The 17788-nt window shown below is 72.4% G+C and carries 22 protein-coding genes; 14 read left to right on the top strand and 8 right to left on the bottom strand.

The genetic code is table 11. The features are described from left to right. Nucleotides 1-209 precede the first annotated feature (209 nt). Genes hrcA through HD595_RS04655 form a run of 4 tightly spaced genes read left to right on the top strand, consistent with a single transcriptional unit; the run spans nucleotide 210 to nucleotide 3275 of the window. Nucleotides 210-1223: a heat-inducible transcriptional repressor HrcA gene (hrcA, locus tag HD595_RS04670; RefSeq protein WP_253765924.1), complete on the top strand. Its 1014-nt coding sequence runs from the start codon at nucleotides 210-212 to the stop codon at nucleotides 1221-1223. A gap of 11 nt (nucleotides 1224-1234) precedes the next feature. After that, complete coding sequence (gene dnaJ, locus HD595_RS04665) at nucleotides 1235-2374, top strand: molecular chaperone DnaJ (RefSeq protein WP_253765922.1); 1140 nt, start codon at nucleotides 1235-1237, stop codon at nucleotides 2372-2374. After that, nucleotides 2371-2553, top strand: coding sequence for a hypothetical protein (locus HD595_RS04660; protein WP_253765920.1), 183 nt, complete (start codon nucleotides 2371-2373; stop codon nucleotides 2551-2553). The genes dnaJ and HD595_RS04660 overlap by 4 nt, the downstream gene beginning before the upstream one ends. Further along, nucleotides 2550-3275: a 16S rRNA (uracil(1498)-N(3))-methyltransferase gene (locus tag HD595_RS04655; protein WP_253765917.1), complete on the top strand. Its 726-nt coding sequence runs from the start codon at nucleotides 2550-2552 to the stop codon at nucleotides 3273-3275. Before HD595_RS04660 ends, HD595_RS04655 begins: the two co-directional genes overlap by 4 nt. A gap of 88 nt (nucleotides 3276-3363) precedes the next feature. Here HD595_RS04655 and HD595_RS04650 read toward each other — a convergent pair whose 3' ends face one another. Together HD595_RS04650 and HD595_RS04645 are read right to left on the bottom strand one after the other, a co-directional pair. Next, on the bottom strand, nucleotides 3364-4014 hold the full coding sequence (locus tag HD595_RS04650; RefSeq protein ID WP_253765915.1) for a hypothetical protein: 651 nt from the start codon (nucleotides 4012-4014) through the stop codon (nucleotides 3364-3366). Next, nucleotides 4011-4490, bottom strand: coding sequence for a SigE family RNA polymerase sigma factor (locus tag HD595_RS04645; RefSeq protein ID WP_175595049.1), 480 nt, complete (start codon nucleotides 4488-4490; stop codon nucleotides 4011-4013). Before HD595_RS04645 ends, HD595_RS04650 begins: the two co-directional genes overlap by 4 nt. A 312-nt stretch (nucleotides 4491-4802) precedes the next feature. On the opposite strand from HD595_RS04645, the gene HD595_RS04640 reads away from it, so the two are divergent. From HD595_RS04640 to era, 8 genes are all read left to right on the top strand, one after another. After that, nucleotides 4803-5147, top strand: coding sequence for a histidine triad nucleotide-binding protein (locus HD595_RS04640; RefSeq protein ID WP_253765913.1), 345 nt, complete (start codon nucleotides 4803-4805; stop codon nucleotides 5145-5147). 105 nt (nucleotides 5148-5252) lie between these two features. Next, entirely contained in the window at nucleotides 5253-6293 is a 1041-nt protein-coding gene (locus tag HD595_RS04635; protein WP_253765911.1) for a PhoH family protein, read from the top strand. Next, nucleotides 6290-6766, top strand: coding sequence for an rRNA maturation RNase YbeY (gene ybeY / locus HD595_RS04630; RefSeq protein WP_253765909.1), 477 nt, complete (start codon nucleotides 6290-6292; stop codon nucleotides 6764-6766). The genes HD595_RS04635 and ybeY overlap by 4 nt, the downstream gene beginning before the upstream one ends. Continuing rightward, a complete protein-coding gene (locus tag HD595_RS04625) occupies nucleotides 6763-8061 on the top strand; it encodes a hemolysin family protein (protein WP_253765907.1) in 1299 nt (432 codons plus the stop codon). The genes ybeY and HD595_RS04625 overlap by 4 nt, the downstream gene beginning before the upstream one ends. Nucleotides 8062-8450: 389 nt before the next feature. Next, on the top strand, nucleotides 8451-9119 hold the full coding sequence (locus tag HD595_RS04620; protein WP_253765906.1) for a hypothetical protein: 669 nt from the start codon (nucleotides 8451-8453) through the stop codon (nucleotides 9117-9119). A gap of 10 nt (nucleotides 9120-9129) precedes the next feature. Then, nucleotides 9130-9450 (top strand): cytidine deaminase, encoded by a 321-nt coding sequence (locus HD595_RS04615; protein WP_253765904.1) that lies wholly within the window; start codon nucleotides 9130-9132, stop codon nucleotides 9448-9450. Between the two features lies 1 nt (nucleotide 9451). Then, nucleotides 9452-9928 (top strand): NUDIX domain-containing protein, encoded by a 477-nt coding sequence (locus tag HD595_RS04610; protein ID WP_301309443.1) that lies wholly within the window; start codon nucleotides 9452-9454, stop codon nucleotides 9926-9928. After that, on the top strand, nucleotides 9928-10854 hold the full coding sequence (gene era / locus HD595_RS04605) for a GTPase Era (protein WP_175595000.1): 927 nt from the start codon (nucleotides 9928-9930) through the stop codon (nucleotides 10852-10854). The genes HD595_RS04610 and era overlap by 1 nt, the downstream gene beginning before the upstream one ends. Nucleotides 10855-10920: 66 nt before the next feature. Here era and HD595_RS04600 read toward each other — a convergent pair whose 3' ends face one another. Both HD595_RS04600 and HD595_RS04595 read right to left on the bottom strand, forming a co-directional pair. Further along, nucleotides 10921-11415, bottom strand: coding sequence for a hypothetical protein (locus tag HD595_RS04600; RefSeq protein ID WP_253765902.1), 495 nt, complete (start codon nucleotides 11413-11415; stop codon nucleotides 10921-10923). A 73-nt stretch (nucleotides 11416-11488) separates the two neighbouring features. Further along, nucleotides 11489-12214 (bottom strand): Mut7-C RNAse domain-containing protein, encoded by a 726-nt coding sequence (locus HD595_RS04595; protein ID WP_420540685.1) that lies wholly within the window; start codon nucleotides 12212-12214, stop codon nucleotides 11489-11491. Between the two features lie 41 nt (nucleotides 12215-12255). Here HD595_RS04595 and HD595_RS04590 point away from each other — a divergent pair, with 41 nt between their 5' ends. Next, nucleotides 12256-13155 carry a TAXI family TRAP transporter solute-binding subunit gene (locus HD595_RS04590; protein WP_253781058.1) on the top strand — a complete coding sequence of 300 codons (900 nt, stop codon included), beginning with the start codon at nucleotides 12256-12258 and terminating at the stop codon, nucleotides 13153-13155. 15 nt (nucleotides 13156-13170) lie between these two features. Here HD595_RS04590 and HD595_RS04585 read toward each other — a convergent pair whose 3' ends face one another. From HD595_RS04585 to HD595_RS04570, 4 genes are all read right to left on the bottom strand, one after another. Next, nucleotides 13171-14508: a sensor histidine kinase gene (locus tag HD595_RS04585; RefSeq protein ID WP_253765898.1), complete on the bottom strand. Its 1338-nt coding sequence runs from the start codon at nucleotides 14506-14508 to the stop codon at nucleotides 13171-13173. Next, complete coding sequence (locus tag HD595_RS04580) at nucleotides 14505-15170, bottom strand: response regulator transcription factor (RefSeq protein ID WP_253765896.1); 666 nt, start codon at nucleotides 15168-15170, stop codon at nucleotides 14505-14507. Before HD595_RS04580 ends, HD595_RS04585 begins: the two co-directional genes overlap by 4 nt. Nucleotides 15171-15180: 10 nt before the next feature. Next, nucleotides 15181-16506: an MFS transporter gene (locus tag HD595_RS04575; protein ID WP_253765894.1), complete on the bottom strand. Its 1326-nt coding sequence runs from the start codon at nucleotides 16504-16506 to the stop codon at nucleotides 15181-15183. Between the two features lie 157 nt (nucleotides 16507-16663). Then, nucleotides 16664-16909 carry a DUF2630 family protein gene (locus tag HD595_RS04570; protein WP_253765892.1) on the bottom strand — a complete coding sequence of 82 codons (246 nt, stop codon included), beginning with the start codon at nucleotides 16907-16909 and terminating at the stop codon, nucleotides 16664-16666. A 38-nt stretch (nucleotides 16910-16947) separates the two neighbouring features. Here HD595_RS04570 and ddaH point away from each other — a divergent pair, with 38 nt between their 5' ends. Continuing rightward, nucleotides 16948-17724 carry a dimethylargininase gene (gene ddaH, locus HD595_RS04565; protein WP_253765889.1) on the top strand — a complete coding sequence of 259 codons (777 nt, stop codon included), beginning with the start codon at nucleotides 16948-16950 and terminating at the stop codon, nucleotides 17722-17724. Nucleotides 17725-17788: the final 64 nt, after the last annotated feature.

Here is a 17788-nt window from a genome sequence, read left to right as displayed (position 1 = left end):
GGGCGCCGGCCCGGACGGATCGGGCTCCGGCGGCTGGGACGGGGAATCGTCGGTCATGTCGGCCAGTGTGATCCCTGACCGCGGGCCCGCGCCAGCAGCATGATGGTCAGGTGTTATCGCACCTTGTGGGTGAGAGCCGTACACTTGGCACTCGGGAACACAGAGTGCTAGACGGTCGTTCCCGCAAGGCAGAGGCAGGAGGTGAGCACGTGCTCGACGATCGTAAACTGGCGGTGCTCCGCGCCATTGTCGAAGACTACGTGTCCACCAACGAACCGGTGGGCTCCAAGGCGCTGGCAGAGCGCCACAACCTCAAGGTCTCCCCCGCCACGGTCCGCAACGACATGGCCGCGCTGGAGGAGGAGGGCTACATCACCCAGCCGCACACCAGCGCCGGCCGCGTGCCGACCGACAAGGGCTACCGGTTGTTCGTCGACCGGCTGTCCCAGGTCAAGCCGCTGTCCGGTGCCGAGCGGCGGGCGATCGAGACGTTCCTGGCGGGCGCGGTCGACCTCGACGACGTGGTCACCCGCACCGTGCGGCTGCTCGCGCAGCTCACCCGGCAGGTGGCGGTCGTGCAGTACCCGACGCTGACCCGCTCGACCGTGCGCCACGTCGAGCTGGTGCCGCTGACGGACCGGCGGGTCATGCTGGTCCTCATCACCAACACCGGCCGCGTCGAGCAGCGGGTCGTCGAGCTGCCCGAGGTCGTCGAGGAGACCCGCATCGCGCACCTGCGGGCGGTGCTCAACGCCTGCCTCGACGGGTGCGGCCTGAGCGCCGTGCCCGACCTGGTCGCCGACCTTCCCGAGCGGCTGCCCGCCGAGGACCGCCCGGCCGTGGCCACGATCCTGTCGGTGCTGCTCGAGACCCTGGTCGAACGGCACGACGAGAAGATCGTCTTCGCCGGGGCGGCCAACCTCGCCGGCGCCGACTTCACCACCGGGCTGCGCGCCGTGCTGGAGGCCCTGGAGGAGCAGGTCGTGCTCATGCGGTTGCTGGGCGAGACGTCCGGCGACACCCCGTCCGCGCTCACCGTGCGCATCGGCTCGGAAAACCCCTATCTGCACGGCACGTCCATCGTCGCCACCGGATACGGTTCTGGCGACAACCAACTGGCACGGCTCGGCGTGCTGGGTCCCACGAGGATGGACTACCCCGTGACGATGGGCGCCGTACGCGCGGTGGCACGCTACGTCAGCCAGATCCTGGCTGCATCATAAGAGGTCGATAAGTGGCAAACAGCGACTACTACGCCACCCTCGGGGTGCGCCGTGACGCCAGTCAGGACGAGATCAAGAAGGCCTACCGCAGGCTGGCCCGAGAGCTCCACCCTGACGTGAACCCCGACCCTGAGACCCAGGAGCGGTTCAAGGAGATCACGCAGGCCTACGAGGTGCTGTCCGACACGAACAAGCGCCAGATGTACGACCTGGGCGCCGACCCCTTCGGCGGGGCCGGGGCGGGCGCGGGGGCCGGCGGCTTCGGCGCGGGCTTCCCGTTCAGCGACATCATGGACGCGTTCTTCGGCTCGGCCGGCGGCTCCCGCGGCCCCCGCTCGCGCGCCCGCAGGGGCCGCAACGCGACGATCCGCGTCGAGCTCGACCTGCGCGAGACCGCGTTCGGCACCACGAGGGAGCTGGTCGTCGACACGGCGGTGCTGTGCGAGGTCTGCCAGGGGGCGGGCGCCGCTCCCGGCACCCACCCCGACACCTGCGACATGTGCAACGGCCGCGGCGAGATCTCGCAGGTCACCCGGTCGTTCCTGGGCCAGGTCATGACGTCCCGGCCGTGCCCCCAGTGCGGCGGCTTCGGGTCGATCATCCGCCACCCCTGCCAGGAGTGCTCCGGCGACGGCCGCGTGCGCACCCGCCGTACGATCAAGGTGCGCATCCCGGCGGGCGTCGAGGACGGCACGCACATCCAGCTCGCCGGCGAGGGAGAGGTCGGCCCCGGCGGCGGCCCGCCCGGCGACCTGTTCCTGGAGATCGTCGAGCGTCCGCACGAGATCTTCGAGCGGCGCGGCGACGACCTGCACTGCACGGTGCAGATCCCGATGACGGCCGCGGCGCTCGGCACCGTGCTCACGGTGGAGACGCTCGACGGCGCCGAGGACATCGACGTGCGTCCGGGCACCCAGTCGGGGCAGGTCATCACGATGTACGGCCGGGGCGTGCAGCGGCTCAACGAGAGCGGCCGCGGCGACCTGCTGATCCACGTCAACGTCGAGACTCCGTCGCGGCTCGACCCGGCGCAGGAGGAGCTGCTGCGCGAGCTGGCCAAGCTGCGCGGCGAGGAGCGGCCCCCGGGCAAGTTCGCGCCGGGGCAGCAGGGGTTCTTCTCGCGGCTGCGCGACGCCTTCAACGGCCGATGACCCGGAGCGAGGCCGGGCGGGGCGGGGTCAGGGAGCGTTCCGGCGAGGCCGGGCGGGGCAGGGCCAGGGAGCGTTCCGGCGAGGCCGGGCGGGGCAGGGCCAGGGAGCGTTCCGGCGAGGCCGGGCGGGGCAGGGCCAGGGAGCGTTCCGGCGAGGCCGGCGCGGGCAGGCGGGCGTGAGCGTCCCCGTCTTCCTGTCCGATGCCCTGGACGGCGCCGAGCTGGTGCTCGACGGCCCCGAGGGGCGTCATGCCGCCGCCGTGCGCCGGTTGCGCGCCGGTGAGCGGGTGGACCTGACCGACGGCGCCGGCGCGGTCGCCGAGTGCGTCGTCCGCGAGACGCTGAAGGACTCCCTGCGGCTCGACGTGGTCGCACGCTACGACGTGCCGGCCCCGCGGCCGCGGATCGTGGCCGTGCAGGGCCTGCCGAAGGGCGACCGGGGCGAGCTGGCCGTCGAGATGATGACCGAGGCGGGCGTGGACGTGGTCGTCCCGTGGTCCGCCTCCCGCAGCATCACCCAGTGGAAGGGCGACCGGGCGGCCAAGTCCCTGGCCCGCTGGCGCTCCACGGCCCGCGAGGCGGGCAAGCAGGCCCGCCGCTTCCACCTGCCCGAGGTGACCGAGCCGGCGTCCACGGCCCAGGTGGAGAAGCTGCTGCGCGAGGCGGCCCTGGCGCTCGTGCTGCACGAGGAGGCCGCCGAGCCGCTGTCGCGCGTGGAGGTCCCGGCCGGCGGCGACATCGTCATGGTCGTGGGCCCGGAGGGCGGGGTCGCGGACGAGGAGGTGGCCCGGTTCAGGGCGGCGGGCGCCGTGCCGGTGCTGCTCGGGCCGACGGTGCTGCGCACCTCGACGGCCGGGGTCGCGGCGGCTGCGGTCCTCATGGCCCGCACCGGCCGCTGGTGACCGCCTGACCCTCAGGGACTCCTGAAGCCGGGGGCGTCCGACGCGTTCCGACCTCAGGGACGCCTGACGCCGGGGGCGTCCGACGCGTTCACTGCGGGGCGACCGGCTGGGTCTCCAGGATCGTGGTGACGGGCTGGGTGGGCTGCGTCGGCTGCGGATCGTCGCTCGGGCAGTCGTCGGCCGGGCACGGGACGACGGTCGGTGTGGCGTCCGTCGCCGTGACGGACGGGGTGGGCGTCGGGGACTGCGTCACGCCGGGGCAGTCGTCGTCCCGCGCGGCCTCCGCGCCGGGCGTCGAGGCGCACGGCGTCGGGGACGGGGTCGGGCGCGCCGGCTTGCTGGTGGACCGCGCGGTCTCGGGGATGTGCCGGGGCGGCCGGGTCGTGGGATCGGGCACCACCACGACCTCGCGCGGCTCGCTGCGCTGCGGCGGTTCGGGCGACACGGCCCGGGTGGTGGAGGAGCCGGAGGGCGGCGTGGAGGTGCTGCGCACGTCCTGCACGGTCTCGCGCAGCACCTGCTGGCGCAGGTCGGGGATCACCATGACGATCGTGCCGGCCACCAGCACGGCGCTGGCCGCGGCGGCGCCGGCGCGCCACCAGAACAGGTTGCGGACCCCGCGCCGCTCGATGCGGGCACGGATGACCTCCAGTCCGTCCGGCGAGGGCACGACCGTGTCCGCCTCCGCGCGCAGCACACGGCGCAGCACGTCGCCGTACTCGTCGGGGGGCTGGGTCATGACATCTTCTCCAGGACGGAACGCAAAGCGGCCATGCCACGTGCGGTGTGGCTCTTGACCGCTCCCTTGCTGATGCCCATGGCGTGGGCGATCTCAGCCTCGGACAGGTCACCGTAGTAGCGAAGGACGAGCGCCTCTCTCTGACGTGCCGGCAGGGCCCGCAGCGCCTCGATCACGGCCGAGCGTTCGAGCTCGCCGATCGCGCCGTTCTCGGCGCTCGGGGCGTCGGGCAGACCTTTGGGAGCATACTTCTCGACGACCGCGCGATGACGCAGCACGGATCGGGAACGGTTGACGACGGACTGACGCAGGTAGGCGAGTGCCTTGTCCGGGTCGCGCAGCCTGCGCCAGGCGCCGTGGATGGCGACGAACGCGTCCTGCACGACCTCCTCGGCGGTCGCCATGTCGCGGACGAGCAACACGGCGAGACGCACCAATGACCGGAAGTGCGCGCTGTAGAGCGCGGTCACGGCCATGTCGGCGTCCCACCCGACCGGCACCGCCCCTAACGACCTGTCGGCCAGAAGGGTCTCGGTGGTCACCTCATGAGGACGCGCGGCCTTCCGAGAGGGTTTACGTTCCTTGAAGGGCATTACCCAGTCGTGTCCTCGCCAGGTGGCCGTACCCGACCCTGATGTGTGCTGTTGTGCTTGAAGTCTCGCACACCCACCCTAACCGCGAGGATCTTCCCTTGCACGGCGCGCTCGGTCACCGATTCACAACGGGTTCCTGGGTGTCGGGAACGTTCCAGGCGGGCCGCCGGCGGCGCGCCTCGATAGGGTGGGCAGGTGACCGACTGCCTCTTCTGCAAGATCGTCGCCAAGGAGATCCCGGCCGAGGTCGTCCTGGAGACCGACCGGGCGCTCGCGTTCCGCGACATCAACCCGCAGGCCCCGACCCACGTCCTGGTCATCCCCAAGGAGCACCACGCCGACGCGGCAGCGCTGGCCGCGGCCGACGACGGGCTGGCCGACGACGTCCTCAAGGCCGCCCACGCCGTGGCCGTCCAGGAGGGCGTGGCCGGCACCGGCTACCGCGTGGTCTTCAACACCGGGCCCGGGGCCGGCCAGACGGTCTTCCACGTCCACGCGCACGTGCTCGGGGGCCGCGACCTGACCTGGCCGCCCGGCTGACGGCGACCGGCTGATATTGACGAGAACGGTTCGCGTGGGCCCGGCTACCATGGGCGAAGAAGCACACACGAACAGACCGGGAGGCATCAGGCCGCTGGCCTGCCCATGTCCGAACTACACGAAACCCGCCGGACCGCACCTCCGACGCGCACACAGGCCAAGGTGCTGATTCCGGACGAATACCCGATGGTCAGCCTCCTGGGCTCCCGTGACGAGCTGCTGCGTGTCATCGAGGGCGCCTTCCGGGCCGACATCCACGTCCGAGGAAACGAGATCACCGTCACCGGCAGCCCCGACGAGAGCGGGGCCGTGGTGCGGCTGTTCGAAGAGCTCGTCGAAGTGCTCAGGAGCGGCGGCGAGCTCACGCCCGACGCGGTCGAGCGGAGCATCGCCATGCTGCGCATGACCTCCGACCGGCCGGCCGAGGTGCTCTCCCTCGACATCCTCTCCTCGCGCGGCCGGACGATCCGGCCCAAGACCGTCAACCAGAAGCGCTACGTCGACGCGATCGACAACCACACGGTCGTGTTCGGGATCGGTCCGGCCGGCACCGGCAAGACCTATCTCGCCATGGCCAAGGCCGTGCGGGCGCTCCAGGAGAAGCGGATCAACCGGATCATCCTCACCCGTCCCGCCGTCGAGGCGGGCGAGCGGCTCGGCTTCCTGCCGGGCACGCTGTACGAGAAGATCGACCCCTACCTCCGGCCGCTGTACGACGCGCTGCACGACATGGTCGACCCCGACTCCATCCCCAAGCTGATGGCGGCGGGCACGATCGAGGTCGCGCCGCTGGCGTACATGCGGGGCCGCACCCTCAACGACGCCTTCATCATCCTCGACGAGGCCCAGAACTCCTCGGCCGAGCAGATGAAGATGTTCCTGACCAGGCTCGGCTTCAACTCCAAGATCGTGGTGACCGGCGACGTGACCCAGGTGGACCTGCCGGCGGGCACCACCAGCGGCCTGCGCGTCGTGCAGGAGATCCTCGACGGCATCGACGACATCCACTTCGCCCGCCTGACCAGCTCCGACGTGGTGCGCCACAAGCTGGTCAGCGAGATCGTCGACGCCTACGGGCGCTACGACGCCCTTCAGGAGGCGGCCGGGCCCGCCAAGCCGATCCAGCACCGGGGTAAGCGGCGATGAGCATCGAGATCAACAACGAGTCGGGCGTCGAGGTCGACGAGGAGAACATCGTCCGCCTCGCCGCCCACGTGCTCGGCGAGATGGGCATCAACCCGCTCGCCGAGATGTCCATCATGGTGGTCGACGAGAACGCCATGGCGGAGCTGCACGAGAAGTGGATGGGCGAGCCCGGTCCCACGGACGTCCTCGCCTTCCCCATGGACGAGCTGCGCCCGGGCGGCGGGGCGCGCGGCGACGGCGACGCGCCCGCCGACCCGGCGCTGCTCGGCGACGTGGTGCTCTGCCCGCAGGTCGCGGCCCGGCAGGCCGAGGAGGCCGGCCACTCCACCCGCGACGAGCTGGAGCTGCTGTGCACGCACGGCATCCTGCACCTGCTCGGCTACGACCACGCCGAGCCTGAGGAGCACAAGGAGATGTTCGGCCTGCAGGCGCGGCTGCTGGAGGCGTGGCAGGAGGTGCGCGACCCGCGGTGAACGCCTGGTTGCCCCTGGCCATCGCGCTCGTGGTGATCGGTGGCCTGATCGCCAGCGCGGAGACGGCTCTGACCCGCATCTCCCGGGTGCGGGCGGAGGAGTTCGTGCGCGAGGGCAGGCGCGGCGCCGTGCGGCTGCAGGCCATCGTCACCGACCCGCCGCGCTACCTCAACCTGCTCCTGCTGCTCAGGCTGAGCTGCGAGCTGGTCGCCACGGTGATCGTCACGCTGCTGAGCATCGACCGCCTGGGCGACCAGGGGTGGGCGTACGTGACGGCCGCCGCCGTCATGATCGTGGTCAGCTACGTCATCGTCGGCGTCTCGCCGCGCACCCTGGGCCGCCAGCACGCCGAGCCCATCGCGCTGGCCGGGGCGCCGATCGTCTACGGGCTGACCCGGATCTTCGGCCCGCTGCCCAAGCTGCTCATCCTGCTGGGCAACGCGCTGACCCCCGGCAAGGGGTTCCGCGAGGGCCCGTTCACCTCCGAGGCCGAGCTGCGCGACCTGGTCGACCTGGCCGAGGAGCGCCGGGTCATCGAGCCGGACGAGCGCGAGATGATCCACTCGGTGTTCGAGCTGGGTGACACGCTGGTGCGCGAGGTCATGGTGCCCCGTACCGACATGGTGTTCATCGAGCGCGGCAAGACGCTCAGCCAGGCTCTGTCGCTGGCGCTGCGCAGCGGCTTCTCCCGCATCCCCGTCGTCGGGGAGAACGAGGACGACGTCGTCGGCATCGCCTACCTCAAGGACATCATCCGCCGGGTGCACGAGTCGGGTCAGGACGGCGGCGCCGAGCGGATCGACTCGATCATGCGGCCGGCCACGTACGTGCCCGAGAGCAAGCCGATCGACCAGCTCCTGCGCGAGATGCAGGCGCGGCAGATCCACCTCGCGATCGTCATCGACGAGTACGGCGGCACGGCCGGGCTGGTCACGATCGAGGACGTCCTGGAGGAGATCGTCGGGGAGATCGCCGACGAGTACGACCAGGAGGCGCCGAGGGTCGAGCCCATGCCCGACGGGGCGCTGCGGGTCACCGCCCGCATGCCGGTGGACGAACTGGGCGAGCTGTTCGACACGGAGATCGAGGTCGACGACGTCGAGACGGTCGGCGGGCTGCTGGCCCACGCGCTCGGCCGGGTGCCGATCGCCGGCTCGCAGGCGGAGGTCGCCGGGCTCCAGCTCACGGCCGAGAGCCTGGCGGGCCGCCGCAACCGCATCAGCACGGTCGTGGTCCGCCGGGTCACGCGGCCGGAGGGCGAGACCGTCCCGGCCTCCGCCGAGCAGCAGGACTGACGTCCGCCTCGCCACCACCGAACAGCGGGACTGACTCCGGCCCCTCCGCCACCCACGCCGGTGAATTGCAGCAGTGCGGCATTTGTTGGCAGTTGTGGCAAGTGTTCTACAAGCCGGTTGCAAGCGGGGTGTCCCAGTCTTGTCTCGACGCCCAGTGCGGAGGGCGTCGAACGAGGGAAGCGTCCGAACGCCGGGTGGGGTTCGCGGCCGGAGGACGCTCCCGGGGGGCGGCAACGTCTCGATCATCACGATCGCGGCGTTGCTTGGCGTAAGGGTGCTCTCGTCCGTAAAGCCGGACGAGGGCACCCTTTCAGCGTTTGAGGCTTTATTGGTGACTGTGGTGGGTTGTCCTGTTCGGCTCCCGGGGAGATCCGCGAGCGGAGGTAATCATGCGACGCGGACTGCGGATCATCGGGCTCGCCACGGTCGCCGCGCTCCTGGCCGGCGGACTGGCGGCCTGCGAGGCGCGGAGAAGCGGCGGGCACGCCGGCACGTACACCACCTCGCGTACCAGCGTCCGGGCGTCGGTCCGGTTGCACGCGCTGCTCGAACGGCCGGAGGCGCTGCCCGACGGGTTCTCTCCCCGGGCCGGCGCGGCGTGGCGGGTGCCGTTCAAGGTGGCCGACCGCGACTGCCGCGCCATCCTGGAGCCCGCGGGGGGCCACGCACCCCTGCGGGCGCTCACCGGGCAGGCGGCGGTCAGCTACCAGGGGGACGAGCTGGGCGAGCAGGTCGCCGTGGGCCTGGCCCGCTACTCGGGCTCCGAGGCCGGCAGCCACCTCGACGCGCTCGCCGGCTCGCTGGCGCAGTGCCAGACCGTGCGGGCGCCCGGCGGCACGCGGCTGCGGCTGCGCTCGCTGCCGGTCGAGGCGCCCGGCGACGAGGCCGTGAGCGCCCGGCTGCGCGGGAAGCTGCGCGGATACCCGTACACGATGGACGTCGTGCTCGCCCGCGCGGGCGACACGCTCGTCTCGATCGTGCACAGCGGCATGGCCAGCGTCGAGCGGGCGAGCACCGAACGACTGGTCGGCGCCGTCCTGAAGATGGCCAGCGCCTAGTCTGGTGCCCGTGACTCTCGATCCCGAAGACAGCAAGATCATCACGCTGGCCCGCGCCGCGCGCGCCCGCAACGGCTCCGCCGAGGGCGCCGCCGTGCGCGACGAGACCGGCCGCACCTACTCCGCGACCGACGTCGCGCTCTCCTCCCTGCGGCTGTCGGCTGTGCAGGTGGCCGTCGCGATGGCCGTCTCCAGCGGCGCGCAGTCCCTGGAGGCCGTCGCGCTCGTCACCGCGGGCGACGGCCCGAGCCCCGCCGACGAGGAGGTCGCCCGCGAGCTGGGCGTCAAGGCGCTGCTCGTGGCCGGCCCCGACGGCACCCTGCGGAGCTGACATGCCGATGTCGCCGTACCTCGCCGGGCTGCGCGCGAAGGTCGGCTCCGACCTGCTGTTGCTGCCGTCGGTGTGCGGATGCGTGTTCGACGGGTCGGGGCGGCTGCTGCTGGCCCGCCACGGCGACGTCGGGCTGTGGGCCGCGCCCGGCGGCATGCTCGACCCGGACGAGCGGCCCGAGGAGGCCGTGGTCAGGGAGCTGCGCGAGGAGCTGGGCGTCGAGGTCGAGGTGCGCGGCGTGATCGGCGTGTACAGCGGCCCCGAGTTCCACGCCGTCTACCCCAACGGCCACCGGTGCCAGTACATGATCGCCGTGTACGGCTGCGCGCTCGCCTCCGGCGTCCCGCAGCCCGACGGCGACGAGATCACCGACTACCGGTGGGTCACCGAGGAGGAGCTGGCGGGGCTGGCGATGACGCCGTGGTCGCCCCGCGTGCTGCCCGAGGTGTTCGCCTGGTGGCGCGGGCAGACCCGCTGATGGGCGACAATGCACTAGTGACCTCGCCAGACAACCATCGCGCCGGATTCGCCTGCTTCGTGGGAAGGCCCAACGTCGGCAAGTCCACGTTGATGAACGCCCTGGTGGGCACGAAGGTCGCGATCACCTCGTCCAAGCCGCAGACCACCCGCCGGGTCATCCGCGGCATCGTCCACCGGCCCGACGCCCAGATCGTCATCGTCGACACCCCCGGGCTGCACCGGCCGCGCACCCTGCTCGGTGAGCGGCTCGACAGCCTGGTGCTGTCCACGCTGACCGAGGTCGACGTCATCGGCTTCTGCGTGCCGGCCAACGAGCCGATCGGCAAGGGCGACCGGTTCATCGCCGACAAGCTCGCCGCCGTCAAGCGCACCCCGGTGGTTGCCGTGGTCACCAAGTGCGATCTGGCCACCAAGGAGCAGATCGCCGAGCAGCTCCTCGCCGTGTCGCAGGTCGCGGAGTTCGCCGCGATCGTGCCCGTGTCGGCCGAGCGGGGCGACCAGCTCGACGTGCTCGGCGACGTGCTCATCGAGCACCTGCCCGAGTCCCCACCGCTGTACGAGGGGGGGCAGCTCACCGACGAGCCCGAGCAGGTGCTGGTCGGCGAGCTGATCAGGGAGGCGGCGCTGGAGGGCGTCCGCGACGAGCTGCCGCACTCGATCGCCGTGGTGGTCGACGAGATGCTGCCGCGCGAGGGCCGCGACGACCTGCTCGACATCTACGCCCACATGTTCGTCGAACGGCCGTCGCAGAAGGCCATCGTCATCGGGCACAAGGGCGAGCGGCTGCGCGACGTGGGCACGCGGGCCCGCCAGCAGATCGAGGCGCTGCTCGGCACCCGGGTCTACCTCGACCTGCGCATCAGCGTCGCCAAGGACTGGCAGCGCGACCCCAAGCAGCTGCGCCGGCTCGGCTTCTACGACTGATCCGGCTGCTCCGACTGACCGGGCTGATCGGGCTGCTCCGGCTGATCGGGGGGCCTCGCGCCGTCGTCAGCCGGTCGCGGGGGAGCGGCGCGCGGCGGCCAGCACGGCGAACAGGACCAGCGCCAGCGAGCTGGCCAGCGCCGCGAACCACCCGTACCTGATGACCGGCCCCACCGACAGCATCCCGCCCAGGTCGAGCGAGACCCGGCCGGTCACGCCGCCCGGGTCGGCCGCGAACATCACCAGCAGCACGGTCGCGAACGCCCCCGGCAGCGCCGCGAGGGCGGCCACCCACGGGCGGCGGCCCAGCAGCCCCGCCACCCCGAGCGCCAGCGCCACCAGCCCCGCGACCAGGGTGAAGACGCCGAGCCCGGCGTCCACGCCCCGCACGTCGCTGGTGAGACCGCCGCCGATGACCTCACTTCTGGCCTCGATGCCCGCCCACGGCAGGACGGCGCAGAGCACGAGCAGCGCCGCGGCCACGCTGACGGCCAGCGCGTACCCGCGCCTGCCGCGTCTGATCCTGCCCTGACGGGGGCCCGGCTGAAGGGGATCGGCCACACGGCCACCTTAGGACGGCGACGCCGCCCCGGCCAGAGCGACGGGCAGAGCGACGGGCAGAGCGCCCGTGAGGTCAGGAGAGGCTGCCCGCCCACGCACGGGCCGTGCGGACGATCTCCTCCAGGTGATCGCTGTGCGCTCCGTGCCAGTACACCTGGCCGCACGCCCGGCACTGCCCGTACGCGTCGTAGCTGCGCCTCGTCCCCGCCTCCAGGCGCGCGGCCACCGCCTCCTTGTCGGCGGGGGTCAGCTCGCCGTTGCAGGCCGTGCAGCGCGTCCACGGCCGCAGGGGCGGTGCGAAGCGCTCCATCAGGTCGCGGAGCTGGTCCTGGGGCCGCGAGCCGCGCACGTACGCGCCGAGCCACAGGGCGCGGCGGCGCAGCAGGCCGCGGTCCTGGGTGAGCAGCACCCGCCGCTCCTCGTTGGCCTGGACGACGAGCGCCGGGTCGTCCATGTCGTTGTGGTAGGCCGTGTCGATGCCGAGCAGCCGCAGCCGCCGGGCCAGCGTGCCGAGGTGGACGTCCAGCAGGAACCGCGGCTCGCGGGGGAGCTGCTGGGGGCGCGGCACCGGGGCGACCTCGACGACGTCGCCGGCGGCGAGCTGGTGGGAGGGGGCGACTCCGCGGCCCTCGACGGTCATGGGGCCGACCTCGGTCAGGGGGATGCCGACCGACTCGACGTGGTGCCCGAGGGTGGAGCTGCCGTCCGGAGTCACCCGCTGCCACTCCTGGCGGCGGCTCACGGGCAGGAACATCCGCAGCTCCGGGGCGATCCGGAGAAGTGCGTCCCGTTGGGTCATATCTCTCATTCTGCGTGATTCGATAGCGTGAGATCGTGCCGATGTCCCGCCGCGCCTTCCTGGTGCTCACCTCGCTCGCGGCCACGGGCTGCGCGCCGGCCGAGGACGCGGAGCACACGATCCGGCTGGCGACCGGGCTGGCGGGCGGTCCGTACGAGGTGCTGGGCGACCGGTTCGCGGCCGAGCTGCGGCGTGACGGCGTCGCGGTGCAGGTGATCAAGACGGCGGCCAGCGTGCAGAACCTCCAGATGCTCGCCGACGGCCGCGCCGACGTCGGCTTCTCGCTGGCCGACAGCGCCGACGACGCGGTGCGGGTGCGCCACCAGCCCGTCGCGGCGCTGGCCAGGATGTACATGAACTACGTCCACCTGGTGGTCCGCCACGACTCGGCGATCTTCGAGCCGAAGGACCTGGCCCGGCGGGTGGTGTCCATCGGCGCCGAGGGATCGGGCACCGCGGTGACGGCCGCGCGGGTGCTGTCGGCCGCGGGCCTGCCGAGCGCGGGGGCGCTCCGGCTCGGGCTGGACGCCTCCATCCTCGCGCTGCGCGAGGGGGACGTCGACGCGTTCTTCTGGTCGGGCGGCGTCCCGACCCCGGCGCTCGCCGCGACCGAGGGCATCAGGCTCGTCCCGCTGGAGTCGCTGGTGCCGGTGCTGCGCCGCACGTACGGGCCGGTCTACGAACCGGCGGACGTCCCGGCCGGCGTGTACGCGGGGACGCTGCCCGTGCCGACCGTCGGCACCCCGAGCTACCTGATGTGCCGCCGCGACCTGCCCGAGGACGCCGCCTACACCGTGACGGACACGCTCTTCCGGGCCCGTGACCGGCTCCAGGCCCCTTCGGCGCCCGGTGGCCGGCTGGACAAGAGGTACGCCATAGGGACCGGCATCGTCCCGCTCCACCCGGGCGCGGCCCGCTACTACCGCTCCGTCTACGGCTGAGGCCCGGGAGCTCTCTCAGCCCGCCGCGTACTGCTCGGGCAGGCGCAGCTCCACCACCAGGCCGTGAGGGTCGGCCGGCAGCAGCGACAGCGTCGCTCCGCACGCCTTGGCCAGCTCGGCGGCGATCGCCAGCCCGAGCCCGCTGCCCGGCACGTTGGCGTGGCTGACCGAGCGCCAGAAGCGGCCGAGCGCGTCGGCCCGCTCCTCCTCGGCGAGCCCCGGCCCGTCGTCGGCGACGCGCAGCACCCCGTCGCGCAGGGTGACGGTCACCGTGCCGCCCGGCGGCACGAACTTCTGGGCGTTGTCGAGGGCTATGTCCGCGATCCTGGCCGCCGCCTCCGGCACGACCGACATTTCTGGTACGTCCATGTCCAGGGTGATGTCCTTGGCCGCGTACACCTCGCGCCACACCCCGAGCCGGGGCGCCAGCTCGACCTCCTTGTCGTCGGCGATCGCGCCCGCCTCCACCCGGGCCAGCGCCAGCAGGTCCTCGACGAGCACGGCCAGCCGGTCCAGCTCGGCCATGGCCTCCTCGAACTCGGCCGAGCCCTCGTCGCGCAGGTGCGGCTCCAGGTTCTCCAGCCGCAGCCCCAGCACGGTCAGCGGCGTGCGCAGCTCGTGGGAGGCGTCGGCGACGAAGGCCCGCTGCCGCTCCATCGCCCCCGACAGGGCGTCGGCCATCGCGTTGAACCGCTCCTCCAGCCGCCGCAGCTCCGTGGGGCCGACGCCCGGGTGCGCGCGGGCGTCCAGATGGCCCTCGGCGATGGCCCGCGTCGTGCGGTCCAGCTCGGTGACCGGCCGCAAAATCCAGCGGGCCAGCCGGCGCGCCGCCAGCACGCCGTAGGCCAGCGCGATCAGCGAGCCGAGCGCCAGCGCGCCCCACACCATCCCGACGTCCAGCCGGGCCTGGTCGGTGCGGGCCTGGAGCAGCACCGCGCCCGAGAGCTGGGCATCGCGGCCCGCCGGCTCGGCCAGCAGCACGCTGGCCGGGCCGAACGGGTCGACCATGGGCAGGTCCTCGGTGGTGCGGCCGGACAGCGCGAGCCGCGTGGGCTCGGTGTCGTCGGCCTCGAACCGGCCGGCCGTGACGAGCACGCGACCGCCCCGGTCGCGCACCCGCACGGCCGCGCCGTACAGCTCGGCGTAGCGGACCACCTCGGAGGTCAGGCTCGTGTGGTCGCCCTCGCGGGTCGCCTGGTCGGCCAGCTCCGCGAAGCGGGTGGCGTCGGCGCGGCGGTCCAGCAGCAGCCGGTTGGTGCGGTGGGAGGCGTAGGAGAGGGCCAGGGGCACGGCCAGCGCCGTGATGAGGATCGCGATCAGCGTGGTGAACGTGATCACCAGGCGGGAGTTCACGCGCCGGAGCCCAGGCGGTAGCCCGTGCCGCGCAGCGTCTCGACCAGGCCGGGCCGGCCGGTCTTCGAGCGCAGGCCCGCGACGTGGACGTCGAGCGAGCGCGACGCCGACAGCAGCGGGTCGCCCCAGACCTCGTCGAGGATCTCCTCGCGGCTGCGCACCACGCCCGGCTCGCGGGCCAGCAGGGCCAGCACGTCGAACTCGCGCCGGGTCAGGGTCACCGCCGCCCCCGCCACGGTGACCTGGCGGGCGACGAGGTCGATGTGGACGTCGCCGACGCTCACCACCTGTCCGCGATCGGGCATCGGCCGGGTGCCGCGCCGCACGACGGCCTCCATCCTGGCCATCAGCTCCACCGTGCGGAACGGCTTGACCAGGTAGTCGTCGGCGCCCGAGCGCAGCCCGCGCAGCACCTCGCGCTCCTCGGTCCGGGCGGTCACCACGATCACCGGGACCGCCGACACACGGCGCAGGCGGCGCAGCACGTCGAGACCGTCCATGTCGGGCAGGCCCAGATCCAGCAGGACGAAGTCGACGCCCCCCGCGAGGCGGAGGGCGTCGACGGCCAGCCCCGCCCGCGCGACCTGGTGGCCGTGGCGGGCGAGGGCCGTGGTGAGCGCGGAGGCGAGCCGATCGTCGTCTTCGACCAGGAGAACTCGCATGTCGCCCAGACTAGAGGCGAATCGGGACCGAATCCGCTTCGCCGGCCTTCTGCTCAGCGCGGCTGAGGGCGGCGTCGCGGGTCTCACGCATGGTCAGGTACACGGCCAGGGACACCGCGGCGCAACCGGAGACGTACCAGTAGAAGCCGGACTCGATGCCGCTGGACTTGAACCACAGGGCCACGTACTCGGCGGTGCCGCCGAACAGGGCGTTGGCGATGGCGTACGGCAGGGCCACGCCGAGCGCCCGGATGTTGGTCGGGAACAGTTCGGCCTTCACCACCGCGTTGATCGAGGTGTAGCCGGTGATGATGATCAGGCCCACCAGCGAGAGGACGAAGCCGCCGAGGAAGCCGTCCACGCTGGCCAGCGCCGTCATGAGGGGCACGGTGCCGAGCAGCGAGCCGATGCCGAACGTGATGAGCAGCGGCCGGCGGCCGATGCGGTCCGACAGCGAGCCGGCGAGCGGCTGGATGAGCATGAAGACGAACAGCGCGCAGAAGCTGACCAGGGTGGCGGTCTGCTTGGGCAGGCCCGCGGTGTTGGCGAGGTACTTCGTCAGGTAGGTCGTGTAGGTGTAGTACGCGACCGTGCCGCCCATGGTGAGGGCGATGACGAGCAGCGCCTCCTTCTTGTGCGCCATCAGGGCCTTGATGGTGCCGCGCTGCTGGTGGCCGCCCTCGACCTCGCGCTCCTCCTCGTCGTACGCCTCGGTCTCCAGGAGGTTGCGCCGCAGGTAGAACACCACCGCCGCGCCGAGCGCGCCGATGACGAACGGGATGCGCCAGCCGTAGGACTTGAGGACCTCGTCCGACATGGTGTTCTGCAGGATGATCTGCAGGCCCAGGCCGACGAGCTGGCCGGCCGTCATCGAGACGTACTGGAAGCTGGAGGCCAGACCGCGCTTGCCGGGAGGCGTGGCCTCGGTGAGGTAGGTGGCGCTGGCGGCGTACTCGCCGCCGACCGACAGACCCTGCAGGAGGCGGGCGATCAGCAGGACGACGGCGCCGAAGAAGCCGACCGCCTCGTACGTCGGGGCGATGGCGATCAGCAGGGCGCTGGCCGACATCAGGGTGACCGTGAGCGTGAGCGCGGCCTTGCGGCCCTTCCGGTCGGCGTAGCGGCCGAGCAGCCAGCCGCCGACGGGCCGCATGAAGAAGCCCACGGCGAAGATGCCGGCGGTGTTGAGCAACTGCGCCGTCGCGTCGCCGTCAGGGAAGAAGGAGGCGGCGAAGTAGATCGCGAAGCTGCTGTAGACAAACCAGTCGTACCACTCGACCAGATTGCCGATGGAGCCGCCGACGACCGCCTTCCACGGCACCTTGGGTGTGCTCACTGGTGTACCTCCTGGGGGGAGTAGTTGCAGGCCAGAGCCTCGCCGCAGAAGGATGTTCGAACAAGGGGAGGAGGCCGATATCTAACGCACGCTTAACATCGGGGCAACACGCACGTGAAGAACGGCCCCCTCGCACCAGGCCGGTGAGCGGGTCTTCCTACTGGCGGTAGCCCTCGACCTCCGAGGCCGGGCGGGCGCTGGCGGCGTCCGGGTCCTCGCCGGCGCCGCGGCGGGCGCGACGCTGCCGCAGCAGGTCCCAGCACTGGTCCAGGGCGACCTCCAGCTCCTTGACGCGGGCATTCTCCTCCTCGGAGGTGACCTCGCCCGCCGACAGCTTGCCGCGCAGCTCGTGCTCCTCGGTCACGAGGGCGCTGATCCGGCTCAGAATCTCGTCGTCACGCATGTCGGAGACTCTACTGAGTACGTGATAGAAAGCGCCCTATGTCTGGTATCGCGCTGGTAAGGAAGCCCGGACCCCGGATCGCCGAGGGTCTCGTCACCCACATCGAGCGCGAACCCGTCGACCCGGAGCGCGCCCTCGTGCAGCACGAGGCGTACGTGGCCGCCCTCGCCGCGGCCGGCTGGACGCCGGTCCACGTCGAACCGGCCGACGACCTGCCCGACGCGCCGTTCGTCGAGGACGCCGTCGTGGTCTGCGGGCGGCTGGCCGTGCTGACCCGCCCGGGCGCCCCCGAGCGGCGGCCGGAGGTGGCCGCGGTGGAGGAGGCGGTGCGCGGGCTCGGCCTCAGGGCCGTGCGCGTCACCCGCCCCGGCACGCTGGACGGCGGCGACGTCCTCCAGGTGGGCCGCGCCGTCTACGTCGGCCGCTCGTCGCGCACCAACGACGAGGGCATCGCCCAGCTCGCCGCGCTGCTGCCCGAACGGCAGGTGCGGCCGGTGGACCTCGACGGCGTGCTGCACCTCAAGTCCGCCGTCACCGCCCTGCCCGACGGCACCCTCATCGGCGACCCCGCCCACCTCGACCTCGCCGCCCTCGACCTCGCCCGCCTCGACCGGCCCGCCGGCCTGCTCGAACCCGAGGAGGAGTCCGGCGCCCACGTCGTCCTCCTCGGCGGCGACCGCGTCCTCATGGCGGCCTCCGCGCCCCGCACCGCCGACCTGCTGGTCCAGCGCGGCCTGGACGTGACGACCGTGGACATCTCGGAGTTCGAGAAACTGGAGGGCTGCGTCACCTGCCTGTCCGTCCTCATCCCCTGACATCTCAACATCCGAGACGCGGGACGGCGCACGGCGAGACGTCTGGTAGCGTGCTTGGCATGCT

It is taken from the genome of Nonomuraea roseoviolacea subsp. carminata (assembly GCF_024172185.1).
Lineage (GTDB): Bacteria > Actinomycetota > Actinomycetes > Streptosporangiales > Streptosporangiaceae > Nonomuraea > Nonomuraea roseoviolacea.
This window is presented reverse-complemented; position numbering and strand designations above follow the sequence as displayed.